This window comes from Bacillus sp. AFS040349 (genome assembly GCF_002577655.1).
GTDB lineage: Bacteria > Bacillota > Bacilli > Bacillales > Bacillaceae > Metabacillus.
The window spans coordinates 59,217-82,096 of the sequence record NZ_NUMC01000028.1 but is presented as its reverse complement, the minus strand read 5'-3'; the positions used below and the strand labels follow the sequence as shown (position 1 = coordinate 82,096).

At 36.6% G+C, this 22,880-nt stretch carries 20 protein-coding genes; 1 reads left to right on the top strand and 19 read right to left on the bottom strand.

The window, feature by feature from the left end; translation table 11 throughout:
• Positions 1 to 11 precede the first annotated feature (11 nt).
• Positions 12 to 1,565, bottom strand: a complete 1,554-nt coding sequence (locus tag COD11_RS07110; RefSeq protein ID WP_098796064.1) for an acyl-CoA carboxylase subunit beta — start codon at positions 1,563 to 1,565, stop codon at positions 12 to 14.
• Positions 1,555 to 1,977: a methylmalonyl-CoA epimerase gene (mce, locus tag COD11_RS07105; RefSeq protein WP_483296278.1), complete on the bottom strand. Its 423-nt coding sequence runs from the start codon at positions 1,975 to 1,977 to the stop codon at positions 1,555 to 1,557. Before mce ends, COD11_RS07110 begins: the two co-directional genes overlap by 11 nt.
• A gap of 163 nt (positions 1,978 to 2,140) precedes the next feature.
• On the opposite strand from mce, the gene prli42 reads away from it, so the two are divergent.
• A complete protein-coding gene (gene prli42, locus COD11_RS26730; protein ID WP_176551009.1) occupies positions 2,141 to 2,233 on the top strand; it encodes a stressosome-associated protein Prli42 in 93 nt (30 codons plus the stop codon).
• A gap of 172 nt (positions 2,234 to 2,405) precedes the next feature.
• Here the strand turns inward: prli42 and COD11_RS07100 are convergent, their stop codons facing one another.
• From COD11_RS07100 to COD11_RS07020, 17 genes are all read right to left on the bottom strand, one after another.
• Positions 2,406 to 2,927 carry a L,D-transpeptidase gene (locus COD11_RS07100; RefSeq protein ID WP_098796062.1) on the bottom strand — a complete coding sequence of 174 codons (522 nt, stop codon included), beginning with the start codon at positions 2,925 to 2,927 and terminating at the stop codon, positions 2,406 to 2,408.
• Between the two features lie 31 nt (positions 2,928 to 2,958).
• Positions 2,959 to 3,942: an aromatic acid exporter family protein gene (locus COD11_RS07095; RefSeq protein ID WP_098796061.1), complete on the bottom strand. Its 984-nt coding sequence runs from the start codon at positions 3,940 to 3,942 to the stop codon at positions 2,959 to 2,961.
• Between the two features lie 103 nt (positions 3,943 to 4,045).
• Entirely contained in the window at positions 4,046 to 4,768 is a 723-nt protein-coding gene (locus tag COD11_RS07090; RefSeq protein WP_098796060.1) for an amino acid ABC transporter ATP-binding protein, read from the bottom strand.
• Positions 4,761 to 5,423 (bottom strand): amino acid ABC transporter permease, encoded by a 663-nt coding sequence (locus tag COD11_RS07085; RefSeq protein ID WP_098796059.1) that lies wholly within the window; start codon positions 5,421 to 5,423, stop codon positions 4,761 to 4,763. The genes COD11_RS07090 and COD11_RS07085 overlap by 8 nt, the downstream gene beginning before the upstream one ends.
• 106 nt (positions 5,424 to 5,529) lie before the next feature.
• Positions 5,530 to 6,303 carry a transporter substrate-binding domain-containing protein gene (locus COD11_RS07080; protein WP_255301556.1) on the bottom strand — a complete coding sequence of 258 codons (774 nt, stop codon included), beginning with the start codon at positions 6,301 to 6,303 and terminating at the stop codon, positions 5,530 to 5,532.
• Positions 6,304 to 6,590: 287 nt separating this feature from the next.
• Positions 6,591 to 7,028, bottom strand: coding sequence for a BrxA/BrxB family bacilliredoxin (locus tag COD11_RS07075; protein ID WP_098796058.1), 438 nt, complete (start codon positions 7,026 to 7,028; stop codon positions 6,591 to 6,593).
• Positions 7,029 to 7,098: 70 nt separating this feature from the next.
• Positions 7,099 to 8,109, bottom strand: coding sequence for a methylmalonyl Co-A mutase-associated GTPase MeaB (gene meaB / locus COD11_RS07070; RefSeq protein ID WP_098796057.1), 1,011 nt, complete (start codon positions 8,107 to 8,109; stop codon positions 7,099 to 7,101).
• Positions 8,106 to 10,259: a methylmalonyl-CoA mutase gene (gene scpA / locus COD11_RS07065; protein WP_098796056.1), complete on the bottom strand. Its 2,154-nt coding sequence runs from the start codon at positions 10,257 to 10,259 to the stop codon at positions 8,106 to 8,108. Before scpA ends, meaB begins: the two co-directional genes overlap by 4 nt.
• Entirely contained in the window at positions 10,256 to 12,166 is a 1,911-nt protein-coding gene (locus COD11_RS07060; protein ID WP_176551008.1) for a methylmalonyl-CoA mutase family protein, read from the bottom strand. The genes scpA and COD11_RS07060 overlap by 4 nt, the downstream gene beginning before the upstream one ends.
• Positions 12,167 to 12,461: 295 nt before the next feature.
• Positions 12,462 to 13,733: a dihydrolipoamide acetyltransferase family protein gene (locus COD11_RS07055; RefSeq protein WP_098796054.1), complete on the bottom strand. Its 1,272-nt coding sequence runs from the start codon at positions 13,731 to 13,733 to the stop codon at positions 12,462 to 12,464.
• Positions 13,734 to 13,765: 32 nt separating this feature from the next.
• Positions 13,766 to 14,749, bottom strand: a complete 984-nt coding sequence (locus COD11_RS07050; protein ID WP_098796053.1) for an alpha-ketoacid dehydrogenase subunit beta — start codon at positions 14,747 to 14,749, stop codon at positions 13,766 to 13,768.
• A 12-nt stretch (positions 14,750 to 14,761) separates the two neighbouring features.
• Positions 14,762 to 15,754: a thiamine pyrophosphate-dependent dehydrogenase E1 component subunit alpha gene (locus tag COD11_RS07045; RefSeq protein WP_098796052.1), complete on the bottom strand. Its 993-nt coding sequence runs from the start codon at positions 15,752 to 15,754 to the stop codon at positions 14,762 to 14,764.
• A 107-nt stretch (positions 15,755 to 15,861) separates the two neighbouring features.
• On the bottom strand, positions 15,862 to 17,286 hold the full coding sequence (gene lpdA / locus COD11_RS07040; RefSeq protein WP_098796051.1) for a dihydrolipoyl dehydrogenase: 1,425 nt from the start codon (positions 17,284 to 17,286) through the stop codon (positions 15,862 to 15,864).
• A 43-nt stretch (positions 17,287 to 17,329) separates the two neighbouring features.
• Positions 17,330 to 18,436, bottom strand: coding sequence for a butyrate kinase (gene buk, locus COD11_RS07035; RefSeq protein WP_098796050.1), 1,107 nt, complete (start codon positions 18,434 to 18,436; stop codon positions 17,330 to 17,332).
• 94 nt (positions 18,437 to 18,530) lie between these two features.
• On the bottom strand, positions 18,531 to 19,625 hold the full coding sequence (gene bcd, locus COD11_RS07030; protein WP_098796049.1) for a branched-chain amino acid dehydrogenase: 1,095 nt from the start codon (positions 19,623 to 19,625) through the stop codon (positions 18,531 to 18,533).
• A 20-nt stretch (positions 19,626 to 19,645) separates the two neighbouring features.
• A complete protein-coding gene (gene yqiS / locus COD11_RS07025) occupies positions 19,646 to 20,542 on the bottom strand; it encodes a phosphate butyryltransferase (RefSeq protein ID WP_098796048.1) in 897 nt (298 codons plus the stop codon).
• Positions 20,543 to 20,760: 218 nt separating this feature from the next.
• Complete coding sequence (locus COD11_RS07020; RefSeq protein ID WP_098796047.1) at positions 20,761 to 22,842, bottom strand: sigma-54 interaction domain-containing protein; 2,082 nt, start codon at positions 22,840 to 22,842, stop codon at positions 20,761 to 20,763.
• Positions 22,843 to 22,880: the final 38 nt, after the last annotated feature.

Sequence of the window (22,880 nt, the reverse complement as noted above, 5' to 3'; positions counted from 1 at the left end):
CCTCCTACGTATTAAAGGGGAATATTCCCATGTTTTTTTGCTGGTCTATTTTCTTTTTTTGTTCTTAGCATTTCCAAAGCCTGCGTAAGTTTAATCCTTGTATCCCTAGGATCAATCACATCATCCACCATGCCTTGGCTTGCGGCAACATATGGATTAGCGAACTTTTTTCGATATTCCTCAATTTTCTCGGCCCTTGTTTGCTCCGGATTAAGACTTTCCTGAATTTCTTTAGCAAAGATGATATTCGCAGCTCCTTGTGGTCCCATAACAGCAATTTCCGCATTTGGCCATGCATATACAAGATCAGCTCCAATTGATTTACTATTGAGTGCTACATAAGCACCTCCGTATGCTTTTCTTAAGATAACTGTTATTTTAGGAACAGTTGCCTCGGAATAAGCAAATAGTATTTTGGCACCATGACGAATAATTCCTCCGTGTTCTTGTTTAATTCCCGGGAAAAATCCAGTCACATCCTCAAATGTAATGAGCGGTATTTGAAAAGAATCACAAAAACGTATAAATCTTGCTGCTTTGTCAGAAGAATCGATATCTAAACCGCCGGCCATATATTTCGGTTGATTGCAAACTAAACCAACAACCTCTCCCTTAATCCTAGCTAATCCAATCACAATGTTTTTTGCAAATTCTTTCTGAACTTCTAAAAATGATTGTTCATCAACAACCTGATTAATTACCGTTCTCACATCATATGGTCTTACGGCATCAAAAGGAATACATTCTGTTAAATCAGGTCTGTAATCATCTGAATCAGGCACAGAGGTGACAGGTGGCTTTTCTTCATTATTTTGCGGTAAATAACTTAATAAGTTCCGTACTTGTAAAAGGACATCTTCTTCAGTAGAGCCTGAAAAATGAGCATTTCCGCTAATTGTATTATGTACTTTTGCACCACCTAAATCCTCTGAACTTATTTTCTCTCCTGTTACGGTTTCAATTACTTTTGGACCTGTAATAAACATTTGGCTTGTTTTTTCGACCATAAAAACAAAATCCGTGATAGCCGGTGAATAAACAGCACCTCCTGCACACGGTCCCAATATGACAGAAATTTGAGGAATAACACCGGAATAAATTGTGTTACGGTAAAAGATTTGGCCATAGCCATCTAATGATACCACACCCTCTTGAATTCTAGCACCGCCAGAGTCATTTAGTCCAACAAAAGGAGTACCATTTTTTGCAGCCAAATCCATAACAGCCGCAACCTTCATCGCATGCATTTCACCTAGAGCTCCACCAAAAACAGTAAAGTCTTGAGAAAACAGGTAAATTGGTTTTCCATTCACTTTACCATAACCTGTTACAACACCATCACCAGGACCATTTTTTTCTGATAAGCCGAAATCGTTACAACGATGTTGGATAAAAGGATTGATTTCAACAAAAGAACCAGGATCAAGTAATATATCTATTCTTTCTCGGGCGGTTAATTTTCCTTTTTCGTGTTGTTTAGCTACTTTCTCATCACCACCACCTAACTCTACCTCTCGTCTTCTTTCATATAATTCGTTAATTTTTTCATAAATATCATGATTCATTATGTTCACCCCTCTTTTTTTCACATAACTCAACCAACACGCGATTTCCTGCCGATGGGTGAATAAACGCAATATTTGAATTAGCTGCACCACTTCGCACTTTTTCATCAATAAGTGGAATTCCATTTTCCTTTAATTCCTTTAAACGAGCATTTATATCATTTACCCCTAATGCAATATGGTGAATTCCCTCGCCCTTTTTCAAGAGAAATTTGGCAATTGTACATTCCTCAGACATCGGCTCTAACAATTCGATTTTTGTTTCTCCAGCTTTTAGGAAGGCTACTTTTACTTGTTGTTTCGGAACCTCCTCAACACCTATTAATCTAAGTTGCAAAACGTCTCTATAGAATGTTAATGCATCTTCTATTGAATGTACGGCAATTCCAATATGATCAACTTTGTTTATCAACACTCATCTCTCCCCACCTTATGATGAAAACGCTATCAAGATATAATATTTCTTCTCTTTTCAATAAAGGAATCCCTCTTTTTTTGACGAAATTCTTTCACATTTTAACTGTTGTCCAAATGAAACTTTCACGATAGAATATACGTACAAGGAGTGAAGAAATATGTCACGTAAAACACAAAAAGTTGTCGTTTATTTAATGATCGGCGTTATGCTTATCACAACTTTACTTGCTGGTTTATCAGCTTGGTTTTAAATGCAAGAGATTATATGATATCTATAGGGTAATGTATCAGTTACTATTTAAACATTACCTCGTTTCAATAATAATTGTAAAAGATATTCATGTTTTGATTCGATGATTCATGTTCTAAGATCAAAATTGATGTTAAAGAAACAACAAAAGAGTCTGAAAGAAAGGTAAAACCTTATCTTTCAGACTCTTTTGTTATTGCACCGTGTTCTTCTGCTAGGTCCTGAAATGATTCTTCTGCATTAGTAATAAACACTTTTGTGCCTAAAGGAACTTTTTCATAAAAAGCTTCAACTTCTTCGTTGCGCATCCTAACACAACCTTGAGTTACATAGTGTCCAATTGAGTCTTTGTTATTTGTACCATGAATTCCAAATGTTCGTCCATCCGTATCTTCAGCATCAAAACCAATCCATCTTGTCCCAAGAGGATTTTTGGGATCACCTCCGGGTATATCTTTTTTCCGGTAATAAGGGTCCACTGCCTTAACTGTTATTGTAAACTTACCTTCAGGTGTAAGTTCCTTCGATTTTCCTGTTGCCACATGATGAATTTCCTTTATTTCATTTTCATTGATAAAGGCCAATTCATTTGTTTGTTTATTAATGATAATAAAAGGATCACCAGGTAATGGATTATCTCCTATAGGCCAGAATGGTGAATGAATAATAAAAAGAAAAAGTAACAATGCTTTCAAAAAAATCACCGTCCTTTTTCTTTTAATATGTTCAGGTTGCTTTTATTCCATGCAATCTTCGGTTAGGCTCCATCCCTTTAAATTGACTTTTTATAACTAAATACTGCTCCATTTCTTTTATAAAATGCAGTAAAGCTGCTCTTGCTTCAAACTCTTCCCTTGTTTTTGGCAAATCCATTTCCTCAAAAGACCTTTTCATTTCTTGTAGTTGGTTAAGAAATTTATTTGCTGTATTCCCTGGATGAATATTTAAACTTAATTCATGTAAAAAGTCGGCAATCATTCTACTTTGTTCAATAGCAATATGTATTGATGTAACAATCGGAATGACTCGCTCGATGATCTCAAATTGTTTTTCTCTCATTTTGAAATAATGATAATACGAATTCTCATGGCGTAAGAAATGATTTTCAACATCTCGAAATGCGATTGTTTTCGCCTCATCTATAAGCTTTGCTGTTTTAGTGATTTCCTTTCCATCCCATTTTTGATCTTTTTCTGTTAAATAGCATTCAATTTCTTGAAAGATAATGACCAAATTTTCTTCAATTTCAATTTGTAAATTTTTTAATTTTTTCTCTACACTAGGCATATATAAATTCATAATAAGAGCCATCCCAATTCCTATTACAACGATTGATAATTCATTTCCGATAATTTCAAGTGTTATTTGTTCTTCACTGAATAGGTGAAAAATAACAACAGTGCTTGTCACGATACCTTCAGTCGCCTTTACAACAACAGTTGTTGGAATAAAAAATAACAAAAGAACTCCTATCACTAACGGATGATATGCAATACCTTCAAAAAAGACAAAAGAAAATATCATTGCTATTAAACAGGCAAGAAAGCGTGCCCAAGAACTTTTTAAAGATTTCTTCTTTGTTACCTGTATACATAGAATTGTAATAATTCCTGCAGAGGTATAATTGTCTAAACCTAAAAATTGTGCGAGCATAATAGCAAGAGTTGTTCCAAGTGCCGTTTTAGCTGTACGATAGCCAATCTTAAACATAGATAATCTCCTTAAAACTCCATTATGAACAATAGTTTACACTATTTACTTTAAAAAAACGAAAAAAGATGATCAATTTAAGATCATCTTTTTATGATATCTATTAGAGCATCTTTTCAAGAAAATCTTGAGCACGCTTAGTTTTAGGAGCGGTAAAGAAATCGCTTGGCGCTGCATCTTCCACTAGCAGGCCTCCGTCTAAGAAAAGAACACGATCTGCAACTTCCTTCGCAAACCCCATTTCATGTGTCACAATTGCCATGGTCATACCCGTTTGAGCCAAATCTTTCATAACTTCTAATACTTCTTTGACCATTTCAGGGTCTAGAGCAGATGTAGGCTCATCAAAAAGCATAACATCTGGATTCATCGCTAGTGCCCTAGCAATGGCAACCCTTTGTTTTTGTCCACCTGATAAACGATTCGGGTATTCATTTGCCTTCTCAAGAAGACCTACTTTGTTTAACAAGGTTTTCGCTTGTTCTTCTGCCTCATTTTTCGAAAGACCTTTAACAGTAATCGGTGCATATGTTAAGTTATCAAGCACCGTCTTATGTGGAAATAAATGAAAATGCTGAAACACCATCCCAACATTTTGCCTCACCTTGGCAATGTCTGTTTTCGGATGTGTTAATTCACTATCATTTATCCATACACTACCTTCTGTCGGTTTTTCAAGTAAATTTAAACAACGTAAAAATGTTGATTTTCCTGACCCGGAAGGACCAATAATGGCAATTACTTCACCAGCTGTAATAGTAGTAGAAATACCCTTTAATACTTCTAGATTACCATATGATTTATGAAGATTTTCAATCTTAATCACTTCGTTTCATTCTCCCTTCTAGTCCTTTACCAAGAAGAGTTAAGAACATAACTAAAATATAATAAATCAATCCGGCAAAAAGTAACGGTGCAAAGTAATTATATGAATCCGCACCTACTTGGTAAGCTCGTCTCATAATATCTTGCACTCCAATAACTGTTACAATTGCCGACTCTTTCGTTAACGTGATAAATTCGTTCATTAATGCTGGTAAAATATTTTTAAATGCTTGAGGTAGAATAATATCCTTCATCATTTTTGAATAAGGAATACCTAAAGCCATTGAAGCCTCTTGCTGACCTTTATCAATCGCGTTAATTCCTGCACGAATTATTTCAGATATATAGGCACCTGAATTTAATGTAAAGGCAGCAACTGCAGCCGGATACGGATCAATCGGAAAACCTAGGATCTGCGGCAAACCAAAATAAATAATAAGCAATTGTAAGACTAGTGGTGTTCCTCTAAAGATTGATGTATATGCATCAGCAATCCACATTAAAGGTTTAATACGGCTTATCTTAAATAATGCAAGAACAATCCCCCAAGCAAAACCAAGCAATAAAGATAAAACAACAATTTTTAATGTGACTAATATTCCTTCTAATATAAAAGGTATAGATGGGACAATAGAAGCAAAAAAATCCAAGTCCATATCCATTCAACTCCTTTCAGTTAACAATGATCTACGAATGAAAAGAGGCTGACTCAAACCAAAGGAATTTCCTTCTGAGTTAGCCTCTTCTAGTAAGGTTTTCACCTTATTCTTTGCCACCGAACCACTTGATAATTAATTCATCAAGTTCACCGTTTTCTTTCATCTCATTTAGTGCCTTATTAAACTCTTCTGTATACTCGCTACCTTTTTGGAAGGCAATCGCTGAACCTGCTTCCTCACTTGAATCAAGTGTAAATCCAGCTAACTGATCATCTTTATCAAAATATCCAGCTGCAACTGTATCTTCAATAACGGCTGCGTCAATACGACCTGATTTTAATTCCTGAATTAGCTCAGAAATTTTATTGCGGTTTTCCACCTTGAGTGAAACTTGCTCCGCCATTTCCGCTGCCTTTTCTTCTTGAATTGAACCTAGTTGTACACCAACTGTTTTTCCATCTAGTTCTTCAACACTTTTTACTTCATTATCCTTTAATGAAACAATCATATGATTAGCTGTATAATAAATGTCTGTAAAATCAACGTTCTCCGCACGTTCAGGTGTAGGTGTCATTCCTGCTAAAACTAAATCAATTTGCTTTGCTTGTAGAGCTGGAATTAAACTATTAAAATCCATATCTTGAACTTCGACTTCATAACCTGTTTTTTCTGCTAAAGCATTAACCAAATCAATATCAAATCCAATAATGTCGCTACCTTTTGCTGTATCAATATATTCAAATGGCGGGTAATCAGCAGACGTTGCCATTTTTAAGACTTTTTTGCTATCTCCTTCAGATCCTGATGTTTCATTACCTTCTTCTGTTGCCGTACCGCAAGCTGCTAATAACCAATCATTAAAATACTTATAATGAATAATGATAATTTCTTCATGATAGTTTCCTCCTATAATAAGTATCTCCTAGTTTTTATAAATATCATGTAATATTTATTCGATATTTTGTATTTTAACACAGGTTTATATTTATGCAATCATAATTTATAAAAATGTAATTATAAAATTTTTCTGTTAATTAATACTTTTCTGAAAAAATATATAAGTCGTATATTTAAGTTAAAGCAATAATATTTTTCTAACAAAAAAACTACACCTCTCGATGCTGAAATAGCATTGGTCGGTGTAGTTTTTCTCGTTATCTAATTTTATACTTCCTCACAATATTCATCAAAAGCAGATTGAAGTTTGCCAACAACACTCATTGGGTCATGTCCTTCAATTTCATGGCGTTCAACCATTGTTAATAGTTTACCATCTTTTAATAATGCAAATGAAGGTGAAGATGGGGGGTAGCCTGTGAACATTTCACGCGCACGTGCTGTCGCTTCTTTATCTTGTCCAGCAAAAACAGTTACTAATTGATCTGGACGCTTGTCATAGTGAATAGCATGAGCAGCAGCAGGTCTTGCAATTCCTCCAGCACATCCACACACACTGTTTACCATAACAAGTGTTGTACCTTGTTTATTAAGAACATCTTCCACTTCTTCAGGTGTTTTTAGCTCAGTATAGCCTGCAGCAACAATCTCTTTACGTGCTTGTTGCACAATATCATTCATAAATAAATTAAAATCCATGTTCAAAGAAAATCTCTCCTTTACTCTCTATAGATGTATTTTACCAATGTTTTGATAAAATGAGCAAATGTATCGCTTAAATTTTCTTTCCCATGAATAAATTCAGTAAATCAAGGGCACTTAAAGCAACACTTTTTTCTCCGCTTATAACTGTACGTTCCGCTTTTATTAGCTGTTCCTTTATGTCAGCGTGATTGTAAAAATAACGATACAACTCCTGCTTAAGTAAGTCATGAAGCCAATTTCGCTGTTGTTCAGCTCTTCTTTCGTAGAACAAATGATTTTTCTTTGTATATTCTTGAAATGAGTGAATAATATTCCAAACTTCATTAATGCCGACTTCTTCTTTTGCCGAGGCTGTTACAGCTTTTGTTACCCAGCCTTCTGTATAGGATTTTAAGAAATGTAGAATTGTATTATATTCATGCTTAGCTTGATTAGCCTTTTCTTTATTATCTCCATCTGCTTTATTTACAACAACTAAATCTGGCAACTCCATAATGCCTTTTTTCATCGTTTGCAGCTCATCACCTGCACCTGTTAAAACAAGGAGAAGAAAGAAATCTACCATATCACGTACGACAAATTCTCCTTGTCCGACACCCATGGTTTCTACTAGAATAATGTTGTATCCTGCTGCCTCACACAAAATCATCGTCTCTCTCGTTTTTCTATTCACTCCTCCAAGATTTCCACCTGAAGGAGAAGGTCGAATATAAGCATTTGGATGCCTGGATAGACGTTCCATACGAGTCTTATCTCCCATTATACTACCTTTAGAAACTTGACTACTTGGATCTACCGCTAAAACAGCCACTCGGTTCCCTTGCTCACAAAGAAAAGTACCAAATGCATCAATAAACGTACTCTTTCCCGCTCCTGGAACTCCAGTAATTCCAATTCTTATTGATTTACTTTTCTTTTGAAGTAAAGCTTCGATAATTTGTTGAGCTTTTTCAAAATGGTGTTTCGCATTACTCTCAACTAAAGTTATAGCCTGTGCTAAGAGAACACGATCTCCATTTTTAATTCCATTTATATAACGCTCAACAGGGATATCTCGATTTTTTTTTAGAAACTTGCTCATTCTTGCAATTCCTCATATCCTAATACATCGAAAACCTTCTTAAGTACTTTTTCCGCTGCAACTGGAATAACTGTACCAGGACCAAAGATCTCTGCTGCTCCTTTTTCTTTTAGTTCCTCATAATCTTGGAATGGAATAACACCGCCAATGATGACCACAATATCCTCTCGACCAAGCTTCTTCAATTCGGATATTAATTGAGGGAGAAGCGTTTTATGTCCTGCCGCTAGAGAGCTCATGCCAACAACATGCACATCATTTTCAACTGCTTGTTTGGCTGTTTCCTCAGGGGTTTGAAAAAGCGGACCAATATCAACATCAAAGCCTAGATCAGCAAAAGCAGTTGCAATTACCTTTGCCCCGCGATCATGACCGTCCTGCCCCATCTTTGCTATTAAGATTCTTGGACGTCTTCCTTCTAGCTCGTAAAATTGATCTGTTCTTTCTCTCACTTTTTTTATTTCTTCATCATTTGAGTATTCTGAGCTATATACCCCACTAATTGACCGGATCATTGCTTGGTGGCGTTTTGATACCTTTTCGATTGCAAACGATATTTCACCTAAAGTGGCTCGCTTTCTTGCTGCTTCTACTGCCAACTCTAATAAATTCCCTTCACCACTAGCAGCAGCTTTAGTTAAAAGATGAAGAGCATGATTGACTTCGTCTTCATTTCGATTTTCTTTAAGTTGTCGAATTCTTTCAATTTGTTTTTTTCTTACTTCTGTATTATTAATTGATAATATATCAATCGGGTCTTCATGATCCAGCCTAAACTTATTAACACCAATAATAACTTCTCTTCCAGAATCTATTTTTGCTTGTCTTCTAGCAGCCGCTTCCTCTATCTTCATTTTTGGTAAACCTGTTTCTATTGCTTTTGTCATTCCACCAAGCTCCTCAATTTCATCAATATGCTTTTTAGCACGTTCAATTAATGAATGAGTAAGAGACTCAACATAATAAGATCCGCCCCACGGATCTATAACATCACAAATACCGGTTTCATTTTGAAGATAAAGTTGTGTGTTACGAGCAATTCTAGCAGAAAAATCTGTTGGTAAAGCTATTGCCTCATCTAATGCATTTGTATGAAGTGATTGTGTATGTCCCATCGCTGCAGCATGAGCTTCTATACAAGTACGTACAACATTATTAAAAGGATCTTGTTCTGTTAAACTCCATCCCGATGTTTGAGAATGTGTTCGCAAGGCCAATGACTTAGGGTTTTGTGGCTTAAAATCCTTAACAATCGATGACCATAAATAACGCGCAGCTCTCATTTTCGCAACTTCCATAAAATAATTCATGCCGATTGCCCAAAAAAAAGATAATCTAGGTGCAAATTGATCAATTGTAAGGCCCGCTTTTAAACCTGTTCTTATATATTCAAGTCCATCTGCTAACGTATACGCTAGCTCAAGATCAGCAGGTGCTCCTGCCTCCTGCATATGATAGCCTGATATACTAATGCTATTGAATTTAGGCATATTTTTTGCCGTATATTCAAAAATATCACCTATAATTTTCATCGACATTTCAGGAGGGTAGATATACGTGTTCCGAACCATATATTCTTTTAAAATATCATTTTGTATTGTTCCTGTTAGCTTTTCCTTTGAAACACCTTGCTCTTCAGCAGTTACAATGTAAAACGCCATAATTGGTAGTACAGCACCGTTCATCGTCATAGATACCGACATCTCATCCAATGGAATCTGATCAAACAGAATTTTCATATCCAAGATGGAATCAATTGCCACACCCGCTTTTCCTACATCTCCTACCACTCTTGGATGATCCGAATCATACCCACGGTGTGTTGCTAAATCAAATGCAACAGATAGTCCCTTTTGCCCCATTTGTAAATTCCTTCGATAAAATGCGTTACTTTCCTCTGCTGTTGAGAAGCCAGCATATTGACGAATTGTCCAAGGACGATTCACATACATCGTTGCATATGGACCACGTACAAATGGCTCAACTCCTGGAAAAGTTCCTAGATGTCTACAATTTTCTAAATCATCTTTACGATAAACATTTTTCACTTCAATTTGTTCATTTGTCATAAAAGGTGAAGAATTAGTGTCTTGTTGAATGTTTGTTTTTGTTTTTACTAATGGCGCATCAGAAATGGATAGTCTTTTCAATTCCCACTAACCCCCAATATGTTCTGAATGCTTTTTAAAAATTCATAAACATTCATATTTGAAGTAATCATTCCATCTAACTGTAATTCATTTACAATCTCTTCTTGTCTATTACCTGTAATAAACAGATGTAGATTTTCGTTATCAGCTTGTAACCCATTAATGAACGTTGAATTAATCACTTCGTAACTTTTGTCGTTTCCACACAGAATAACGCAACGCATTTGCTTGAACTTTGTTGTTTCTCCCATTGAAGCAATCTCTACATCTATTCCACCCGAGAAAAGGATTCCAGAAATGTAATCAAGTCTTGACTTGTAATCTTTTAATTCCCCAAACGTTACAACACCGACTTTTATGTCCTGCCCTTGTCTTTTTGCATGAAGAGCCCTAATTCGAAGCTTTTCAAAATGCTCTACTAATCTAGTAGTTTTTAAAGACTGTACTTGCAAAGAAGTTTCTATAGAGTCACTTTTTAAGCGTGGTGTTGTTTTTTCTTTACAAACAAATTGTAATGCCTCATAGAAAGAGGAGACATAATGTAATGTATGATCTTCATAGTGACAAACTTTTGGTTTAAGACTATCATCTTTTGAAACTTGATCAGCAGGATTAGCAAACGTGTTAGTTCCAATCACTAAGTTTTTGCGATAATCAAGATCACGTACTCTTTGATCAGCAATTTTATTTATGTTTTTTTGTACATTTCCCTCTATTAACTGTTGAATAAATCCACCTTTTTCTTCAATTTCTTTGAGTTCCTCCCATACCCTTTCTGACAATTCATTTGTTAACGCTTCAATATAGTAAGATCCTGCTGCAGGATCGTTTATTTTTGAAAGTAAACTTTCTTCTTGCAAAATAAAGTGAATGTTGCGAGAAATCCTTTCACCAAGCTGAGATTGCTGATCTATCACAGAATCAAAAGGTAGTATGGTTAATTCATCTACACCTCCACTTATAGCCGAAAAGCTTTCTGTCGTCGTACGTAATAAATTTACATGAACATCAAATATTGTTTTATTATATGTTGAGGTGACAGCATGCAGATAAAGTTTAGAAATTGCTGCATTTGCCACTCCTAAAGCATGCAAAAGTGATGTCCATATATGCTGAGCAGCTCGAAACTTTGCTATTTCCATAAAAAAATTTGAGCCTATTCCAAATGAAAACGTCATTCTATTTACGATTTGCTGCAAAGGTACTTGTTGATTTAATAATTCATTTATAATCTCAAGAGCATGTGAAAAAGTGTAAACAAGCTCTTGTTGAGCATTCGCTCCAGCTTCACTGTACACATTTCCTTTAATGACTATGCAGCGAGCATTACAGTCATTTCCACTCATCCATTTGATTGTATCTGCCAGGAAATCTAGCTTAGTTGAAAGTGATAAAGAATCCTCACCGTTTGTTAGTATGTCTTCATATGGATCAAAGCCAATTGTACCTTGTAAGTCTTTTAGTTGATGTAGCTCTTTTCTCAGATGTAAAAAATGTGGAATCACTCCAAGCTGATTTCTAACATCAAAAAAAATTGAATCATTCTTCCAATCAACGTGTTTAAAAGCAGTTTGCAACTCTTCTTTTTTCCTTAAATTTTGAAAATGTCGAAGAAAGAAAGAATTTTGTCCTCTCAATTTTGAATTCTTAATTTTCTCTTGTATTTCTTCTGCATACTCACAATTAACCGCTTGACTTATTTTCCAAGATCTATCAGGTTTTGCTTTTAAACTATTTTGTTTATTCTTCGTATCTTTTAAGTCCGTTTCATCATATAAAGGTTTAATTTTGATTCCCTCGTATGTAGCTTTGTTAAGAATTTCAAGCGTTTTACCCCTTAACGCTTTTTCTACTTCATGTTCCCATAATTCTCGTCTATTTTCTGCTCGTATTTGTCCGTCTCCCATCATGTGCTTCCTAAAAGGAAGCCCACCCCCTTATCGACTAACATGTTTGACTTATCCTATGTTATGCATTCTTAGGTGCCGTGAAGCACACTCCATTTTATCTACACAAAAAAGAATGCGCTTACAATTTTATTTTATTATAATTTTTTTCCAACAGCAATGATGTTCTACAAACCTTTGCTCCTTGTTATTTCAGTATGATTTAAAAAAAGATTTGTTTTTTTAAAAACTTTTTGTGAAATTGGAAAAAAATAAAAAAGAAGCAACCTTAACCATTGCTTCCTTTTTGAACAACTTAATAAATCGATGTAGTTTCTTTTGATGTAGTTTCTAGAATTTCTTTAACCCGCGATAAGAATCGACCGCAAATTAATCCATCAAGCACTCTATGATCTAAAGACATACATAAATTAACCATATCTCTTACAGCTATCATGCCATCAATAATGACAGGTCTCTTAACAATAGATTCAACTTGAACAATTGCTGCTTGTGGATAATTAATTATCCCCATTGATTGTACAGATCCGAAAGAACCAGTGTTATTTACCGTAAATGTTCCACCCTGCATATCAGCTGAGGTTAATTTTCCGCTTCGGACTTTATATGCAAGATCTGTAATCTCTCTTGCAATTCCCTTGATTGTTTTCTCATCTGCATTTTTAATAACCGGAACGTAAAGTGAATCCTCTGTTGCAACAGCTATGGAAATATTAATCTCCTTTTTCTGGATAATTTTATCTCCCGCCCACATTGAATTAATTTGAGGAAATTCTTTTAGTGCTTGAGCTACTGCTTTTACAAAAAAGGCAAAGAAAGTTAAGTTAAAGCCTTCATTTTTCTTAAATTCATCTTTTACAGAATTACGGTATTGAACTAAATTTGTAACATCCACTTCCATCATCATCCATGCATGAGGAGCTTCATGTTTGCTGCGAACCATGTTTGCAGCAATTGCTTTTCTAACTCCTGATACTGGAATTTCAATATCTCCCGGAGCACTCGGTGGTAGAGGCTGAGTTTGTTTGGATAGTGATTCTGAAATATTATTTACAGGGATTTCCTCAACCGGCTTTTTCTCTTCTAGCTGACCAGAAGGAATTGCTCCACTTTCTATTAGCTTTAATAGATCTTTTCTTGTAATTCTTCCACCCGCACCCGTTCCATTTACTAGCTCTAAGTTTATATCATGTTCTTGGGCAATTCTTAGAACTGCAGGTGAATAGCGTTTTTTATTCGATTGATCATTCATGCTAACGTTATGTTCTGAAACAGATTCCTTATTATTCTTAGTGACCTCTTTACTTTCACCTTTATGCTCTATCCCACTGACCTCTATTGTACAAATCACTTCACCAACTGCTAAAGTATCTCCTTCTTCTGCAATTAGCTCACTAATAACACCTGTAAAAGAAGATGGTACTTCTGCATTTACTTTATCTGTCATTACTTCAGCAAGGGGATCATACTTATTCACTGTATCACCAACAGCCACAAGCCACTTGCTAATGGTACCCTCTGTGACGCTTTCACCTAGTTGAGGCATTTTAATTTGTTCAATTGCCACTTATAATCCTCCTCATTAAAAAGGCTTTACTATTAAAATTCAGCAAGCTCACGTATCGCTGCCTCAACTTTATCAGGATTAATCATAAAGTATTTTTCCATCGTTGGGGCATAAGGCATTGACGGAACATCTGGTCCAGCTAATCGTTTAATTGGTGCATCTAAATCAAATAAGCAATTCTCTGCAATAATGGCCGACACTTCACCGATAATACTTCCTTCTTTATTATCCTCTGTCACAAGAAGAACTTTTCCTGTTTTTGAAGCAGCCTCAATGATTGCTTCTTTGTCTAAAGGATAAATTGTTCTTAAATCAAGAACGTGTACGGAAATACCATCATTAGCTAAACGTTCGGCAGCTTGCAAGGCGAAATGAACACATAGACCATAAGTGATAACCGTTACGTCTTCTCCTTCACGCTTTACATCAGCTTTTCCAATTGGTAACACATAATCATCTGCTGGAACTTCACCTTTGATTAAACGATAAGCACGCTTATGTTCAAAAAATAACACTGGATCTTCATCACGAATGGCAGCCTTTAACAAGCCTTTCGCATCATAAGGAGTTGATGGGATGACAATTTTCAACCCTGGCTGGTTAGCAAAAACCGCCTCCACTGATTGCGAGTGATACAATGCACCATGCACTCCTCCACCAAAGGGTGCTCTTATCGTTATAGGACAAGTCCAATCATTGTTAGAGCGATAACGAATTTTTGCTGCTTCTGAAATAATTTGATTTACTGCAGGCATAATAAAATCAGCAAACTGCATCTCAGCGATCGGTCTCATTCCATACATCGCTGCACCAATTCCTACACCAGCAATCGCTGACTCAGCCAGAGGAGTGTCAATGACTCTTTCTTCACCGAATTTTTCGTATAATCCAGCTGTTGCTTTAAAAACTCCACCTTTTAAGCCAACATCTTCTCCTAAAACAAAAACTTTTTCATCGCGCTCCATTTCTTCACGCATCGCCATTGTAATGGCATCTATATAAGAAATAATCGCCATTTTTCTTCCCCCTTACTCTGCGTATACATACTTTAACGCATGTTCTGGATCCGCATATGGAGCCGCTTCAGCGTATTCAGTTGCTTCGTTTACAAGATTCATAATGTTTTCAACGATTTGTTTTTCTTTTTCATCGGTTAAAATATTTAATTCTTTTAAGTATTGAGCAAATTTTAAGATAGGATCGTTTTTCTTCGCTTCAGCCACTTCTTCCTGCTCACGATAGCTACGATCATCATCATCACTAGAGTGTGGTGTTAAGCGATAGGAGATTGTTTCAATTAAGGTAGGACCTTCTCCGCGACGACCGCGGTCTGCAGCTTCTTTTACAGCTCGATATACTTCAAGTGGATCATTTCCATCAACCGTTTCACCAGGCATACCATACCCTATGGCTCGATCTGAAATTTTCTCACATGCAACTTGTTTGTCATAAGGAACTGAAATAGCATATTTGTTATTTTCACACATGAATATAACAGGAAGTTTATGAACAGCAGCAAAATTGGCTCCTTCATGAAAATCTCCCTGATTGGAAGAGCCTTCCCCAAATGTAACGAATGTTACAAGATTTTCCTTTTGCATTCTACCAGCTAGAGCAACCCCTACTGCATGAGGCACTTGTGTTGTAACAGGTGAAGAGCCCGTTACAATCCTGTTTTTCTTTTGACCAAAATGTCCGGGCATTTGTCGACCACCTGAATTTGGATCTTCCGCTTTAGCAAAAGCAGAAAGCATAAGTTCTTTTGCTGTCATACCAAATGCTAGAACAACACCCATATCACGGTAGTAAGGAAGTACATAGTCATTGTTACGATCTAACGCATATGCAGCACCTACTTGAGCTGCTTCCTGTCCTTGGCAAGAAATGACAAATGGTATTTTACCTGAACGGTTTAATAACCACATACGTTCATCAATTTTCCTTGCTAATAACATTGTTTCATACATATTTAATACATCTTCATCCGTAAGGTTTAATGAGAGATGACGGTTTTCTGTCATATCAATTCCTCCTATTTAAAAGGATGAGCACTGGTAGCAACGTAACTGTTATAGATTAAGACTATTTGTTCTACCAGACTCTTTATTTCAGGCAAGATAAATGTAATTTATGAATGGATCGCTTTTCCATAAACCGCAAGAGCGGCTTCACCAATTGCTTCGGATAAAGTTGGATGTGGGTGAATCGTATGTGAAATCTCCCACGGAGTTGCATCCAACACTTTTGCAAGTCCAGCTTCAGAAATCATGTCTGTGACATGAGGTCCAATCATATGAACACCCAATAAGTCATCTGACTCTGAATCAGCAATCAGCTTAACAAATCCATCTGTTTCTCCGTAGACAAGAGCTTTTCCTATCGCTTTAAAAGGAAATTTTCCTACCTTTACTTTAAAGCCTTTCTCTTTTGCCTCGTCCTCTGTATAGCCAACACTAGCAATTTCAGGAGAACTGTAGATACACTTTGAAATGAGGGTTTCATCCATTGGCATAGGCTCTTTTCCTACTATATGTTCAACCGCAATGATTCCCTCATATGAGGCAACATGAGCAAGCTGCAATCCCCCGATCACATCCCCAATTGCATAAATATGAGACTCTTTCGTTTGGTAAAAATCATTGGTATTGATATAACCCTTTTCAAGCTGAATATCTGTATTTTCTACTCCAATTCCTTCGACATTTGGTAATCGTCCAACAGATACTAGCATTTTTTCGGCTGTAAATTCTTTCATTTCCCCGTTATGATCAGCTTTCACGGAAATGCCATTTTTGTCTTTACTTACTGTTGCAGGTAAAACCTTGGCACTAGTGACAAGTGTAATACCTTTGTTTGTCATTAGCTTATTCATTTCTTTCGCTATCTCTTTATCTTCTGTCGGAAGAATTCGATCTGAATATTCCAGTACAGTTACCTCAACACCAAAATCTGAGAGCATGGATGCCCATTCTATTCCAATTACTCCACCACCAACAATGAGGATTGATTTTGGTAGTTCCGTTAATTCAAGTGCTTCATCAGAACTTAATACAATGTTCCCATCAATTTCTAAGCCTTGCAGAGTACGTGGTCTAGACCCAGTTGCGATAATAACATTTTTAGGTATTAGCATTTCATTTTCTTCTCCATTGTTCATTTCAACAGAGATGGTACCGGGCATCGGCGAAAAGATGGAAGGACCTAATATACGGCCAATCCCTTCATAAACATCTATCTTTCCTTTTTTCATTAACTGCTGGACACCAGTATATAATTGATTTACTATTGATTGCTTACGTTCTTGAACTCTTAAAAAGTTCAAATTCACTCCAGATGTTTCAACACCGTATTCTTCTGATTTTTTAGTCGTTGCATATACTTCAGCACTTCTCAATAAAGCTTTGCTAGGGATACAGCCTTTATGAAGACAGGTTCCTCCTAGCTTGCTTTTTTCAACAACCGCTGTTTTAAGACCAAGCTGAGAAGCACGAATAGCTGCTACATAGCCTCCTGTACCTCCCCCGAGAATAACCAAATCATATTCCGTCGCCATTAAAACACCCTCTCTTTATCTAGCTTCAAACATTCGCATATGACTAAAAGATCTTTGAAACCATCTTTTCATTAGGATAATGTTTTGCATCTTCTTCATTTCTCAGTACTCGTAAAGCACCTTCTGCTAAAGCCTGAAGTTCATTTTCACCTGGAAAAACTAAAACATCTGCAATCCAATCAATGTAGGAAGAAATTTCTTTCACAAATTTTTTGCCATATGCAAGTCCGCCTGTTAACACAATCGCATCGACTTTCCCTTTTAATACAGCACTTGCTGAACCTATTTCTTTCGCAATTTGATAGGCCATAGCTGAATAAATCAGGGCAGCTTTTTGATCTCCTGCCTCCACCATTTTTTCAACTTTAATTGCATCATTCGTCCCTAGATATCCAACGAGTCCACCTTGACCTACTAGTTTTTTCATCATTTCTTCACGGAAGTATTCTCCAGAATAACACATACTTACAAGGTCTCCTGCTGGAACTGTCCCTGCACGTTCAGGACTAAAAGGCCCGTCACCATGCAATCCATTGTTTACATCGATTACACGTCCGTTACGATGAACACCAACTGTAATTCCACCACCCATATGGGTAACGATTAAATTCAAATCTTCATATCGTTTATTTAAATCCGATGCCACTCTTCTTGCGACAGCTTTTTGATTTAAGGCATGAAAGATACTTCTTCGTTGAATGGATGGAACACCTGAGATTTTCGCAATCTCTTCCATTTCATCTACAACAACAGGGTCAACAATAAACGCAGGGATATTTAAGGCATCCGCAATTTCAAATGCAATAATACCGCCTAAATTAGACGCATGTTGACCAGCAAATCCTTTCCGCAAGTCCTCAATCATTTGATCATTAACTGTATAGGTGCCGCCTTCAATCGGACGAAGTAAACCTCCACGTCCACAAACGGCACTTAATTTCGAAATGTTCATTCCTTCTTCATCTAGTGTTTCTAAGATCGTTTGTTTTCGAAACTCATACTGATCGATAATATGAGGAAAGGTATTCAGCTTCTCAGAATCATGTCTTAATGTTTTTTCAAAGATCGATCTTTCGTTATCAAAAACACCAATCTTTGTTGAAGTGGATCCCGGATTAATGACAAGGATTCGATATTCTTTTAATTCCAACGTCTAAACCTCCGCTGTTTCTCAGACATCTTTTCCAAAAGATAGGATTATGTACGAGGGAGTTAGAAGCACACTCCTGACTCCCTGGATTTAATTATCTACGACTTAAAATATGATGTCCATTTTGTAGAAATTGACTACGTGAATTTCTCATTCGTTCAATTCTTTCCTCTGCTAAGCGGTCTGCTGCAAGATAAGTAGGGATTCCGTCACGTTTTGCTATTTCAATTACACGTGAAATATTGTTATAAATCGTTTCAACTTTTTTCAGCGCTCTTTCGCTGTTGTATCCATATAGTTCATCAGCCACATTAATTACGCCACCTGCGTTTATAACATAATCCGGTGCATAAACAATACCCATTTCATGAATAATGTCACCATGTTGCGTATCTTTCAGCTGATTATTTGCTGCTCCAGCAATAACCTTAGCTTTTAACTGTGGAATTGTTACATCGTTAATAGTTGCACCCAGTGCACAAGGAGCATAGATATCACAGTCTACTCCGTATATTTCATTTGGCTCTACTGCTCTTGCATTAAAATCTTCAACCGCACGACGTACTGCATCTTTGTTAATATCTGTTACGATTAGTTGTGCACCCTCTTCATGTAAATGCTTGCAAAGATTATACGCAACATTTCCAACTCCTTGAACCGCAACGACCTTACCTTCGAGTGAGTCAGTACCAAACGCCTCTTTTGCTGCTGCTTTCATGCCACGATAAACTCCATAAGCTGTAACAGGTGACGGATTGCCTGATGACCCAAAAGCAGGTGAAATTCCTGTCACATAATCTGTTTCTTCATGAATTAAGTCCATATCAGCAACCGTTGTACCAACATCCTCAGCTGTAATGTATCGACCGTTCAACCCTTGGATGTAACGACCAAATGCTCGAAACATTTCTTCATTTTTATCTTTTCGTGGATCTCCAATGATAACTGTTTTTCCTCCACCAAGATTTAATCCGGCAGCAGCATTTTTATAAGTCATTCCTCGTGCTAAACGAAGAGCATCTTCTATCGCTTCTTCTTCAGAATTATATGTCCACATGCGCGTCCCACCTAAGGCAGGTCCTAACGTTGTGTCATGGATGGCAATAATCGCCTTTAATCCTGATTGTTTATCCTGACAAAATACCAATTGCTCATAATCGTACTGCTCCATATATTTAAAAATTTCCATATTGTGTTTCCTCCTAATGATTACTTTCCGGTTGAACATAAAGCTAACGCCAATGAATAAAGTTTGCTTTCTGAAGAATCAGATCGACTCGTTAAAACAATTGGTGCTTTTGCTCCTGCAATCACTGCCCCAACCTTAGCCTTCGCAAAATAAATTAAAGACTTATAAAGTACATTTCCTACTTCAATAGTCGGGACAAGTAAGATATCAGCCTGACCGGCTACCTCACTTGTAATTCCTTTATGTTCAGCCGCCGATATAGAAATTGCATTATCAAGCGCTAACGGTCCATCAATGATACAATCTTTTATTTGTCCTCTTTTATTCATTATCGTTAGTGAAGCTGCATCTAACGTTGCTTGCATAGAAGGATTTATCCCCTCAATAGCAGCAATTGCTGCTACTTTAGGTAGTTTTATACCAATGGATTGAGCAATTTGGACAGAATTAACAATAATTTGCTCTTTCTGAAGTAAATCAGGAACAATATTCATCGCAGCATCAGTCACAATAATTGAATTGGTAAAACCCGGAACATCAAACAAAGCTACATGAGATAAAATCCTTCCCGTTCTTAACCCATATTCCTTATTTAAGACAGCCTTTAAAAGGATGGAACTTGAGATATTACCTTTCATAAGTACGGTCGCTTCATTTTGGTGAACCGCTCTAACAGCTAGTTCTGCTGCTTGCTCCTTAGTTCTAGCATGAAAAATGTGCACATGTTCTTTTGCTACATTTTTTTGATTCAGTAAATAGTCAATTTCATCTCGATTACCGAATAATAAAAATTGTGCAAGACCTCGATGAGTAGCTTGCACTACAGCTTCTATTACTTCCTCATCCTCTGCTTGAGCAACTGCAACAGTTTGCCCTTTCTTGTTCACTGCTTCATTTAGAAGGCTTTCCAAATTCATTTGCTACTCATTTCCTTCCAAGATGTTTTTCATCAGCCTCTACTATCTTTTAAGCAAGAAGCGTGCCAAAAATATTTATATTTTTTATATTGAACTTGTCCATTATTCATTTATCCGCATTTAACTTTTTTTACATATGTATAATTAGGGAGATAAATTTTTTAATACAAGAAATTTATCCTCCCTTATCATATAACGATTATGCATCATTTTGCAAACTATGAATCATGTTGCATGCTATTATTTGCAAGGTTGTATTTCTCCATCTTATAATACAAACTTCGGAGTGATATTCCTAAAGCCTTTGCTGTTTGGGTTCGATTATATTCATGTTGTTCTAAAGACTTCTTAATCACTTCCGCTTCCACTCTTTCTACAGCTTCCGCAAGTGTTTCACTATTATTATGAACAATTGAGATATTATCTTGTATCTTCGCCTCTTTGGCTGGTTGCTGAAGCAATGGTATATGTTGCCCATCAATCGCTGTCTCATGATGCTCCATAAAAATAATTGCCCTGCCTAGAACATTTTCAAGCTCCCTTACATTTCCCGGCCAATTATACTCCATCAGCTTCTTAATTGCCTGTGACGTGAGACTCTCAATATTCCTTCCATAGTCTTGGTTTAACTTACGAAGTAGTCTCTCACAAAGGGCAGGAATATCTTCTTTACGATCTCTTAATGGTGGAATGGAAATAGGATAACGATTTAATCTATAGTACAGATCTTCACGAAAAAGACCCTCAGCCATTGCTTTTTCGATATTTACATTCGTCGCTGCAATACAACGAACATTAACAGAAGTAGGCTTTGTTCCTCCGACTCTTACAATTTCATTTTCCTGTAAAACACGAAGTAATTTCGCTTGCATATTGGCGGAAAGTTCACCTATTTCATCCAAGAAAATACTTCCATTATTTGCTTCCTCAAAAAACCCTCGTTTTCCACCACGTTTTGCACCAGAAAAAGCCCCTTCTTCATAGCCAAACAATTCACTTTCAAGAAGGTTTTCAGCAATAGCCGCACAATTTACCCGAATGAATTTATTGAATTTTCGATCACTAGCATTATGTATCGCGTGGGCAAAAAGTTCTTTACCTGTACCTGATTCTCCTCTTAACAGAACGGTGGCAGGGGTTTTCGCTCCAAGCTTCGCCTGCTCAATAGCCATTTTCATCTCATCACTAACTCCAATAATATCTTCAAAAGAATATTTAGCTTCAAGTGTCCTAATGATCTGTCTTGCTCTGTTTAATTCAGTTGTGAGTGTTTTAATTTCTGACACGTCATGGATTACGCCAACACTTCCTTTGAGCTTTCCGCTCACGATAACAGGTGCAACATTTACGATAACATCTTTTTTCGCAGGGCCGACCTTCATTCTTACACCTCGAACAGCGCGCCTTGTTTGCAACACCTTCATATGCATACTTTCTCCCTCAGATATGTCAGCTGTAGCAGGCTTACCTATCACTTGTTCTTCTGTTAATCCGGTTAGTTTTGTGTAAGCCCGATTGATTAGAATTCCACGTCCTTCCTCATCAACAACTGAAATTGCCTCTTCAGAAGACTGAATGATTGCCTCAAGCATCATTTGTATATCTTTTAAATTTGTTACTTCTTCTGCTAAGTTCACCACTTCTGTGATATCTTTAAATAACGACAAGGCTCCTAATAAATTTCCTGATTCATCGATTAAAGGAATTCTTGTCGTAATAATTTTTAACCCATTTTCAAGAACCTGCTCTTGATTGGTCTCAACTTCTCGAGTTTTTAAAGTTCTTCCCAGCTTTGTCGACGGAATTACTTCCTTTATTTTTAAACCAATTGCCTTTTTTCGAGGAAATCCGGTGATTTTTTCTGCAGTTTTATTAAAAAGTATGATTCGCTCGTTGATATCAATAACGATCATGCCGTCATTTGTGGAATTAAAGATCGTTTGCTGCTTATAAGTTTCTTCCTTTAATCTGGCAATCAACACCTCTTTTTCTTCGACTAACTCAGAGATAAGTAGTGCAACAGATCCCGGTATAATGGTTGTATCAGGATGTTTCTCCTTTTGAAGCTCGTGCATTAGTTCATTTGATCCCGTTGCATCTATAATAATATTTACATTTTGATTGGTAATCTCTCTCCAATTAGTAGCTGTTTGAATTCCTTGAGCTTTTGCATATTTTAATCCAGGAGCATGCTCATTCTTATCAATAACCAACATTACGTCCATCATCTTTGTTTCAACCATTCTTTTTATTAGTGCCTTACCACCTTTACCAGCACCTATGATCACAACTTGTTGCATACAATCTATCCCCTTTATTTCACATTAAAGTCCATCCG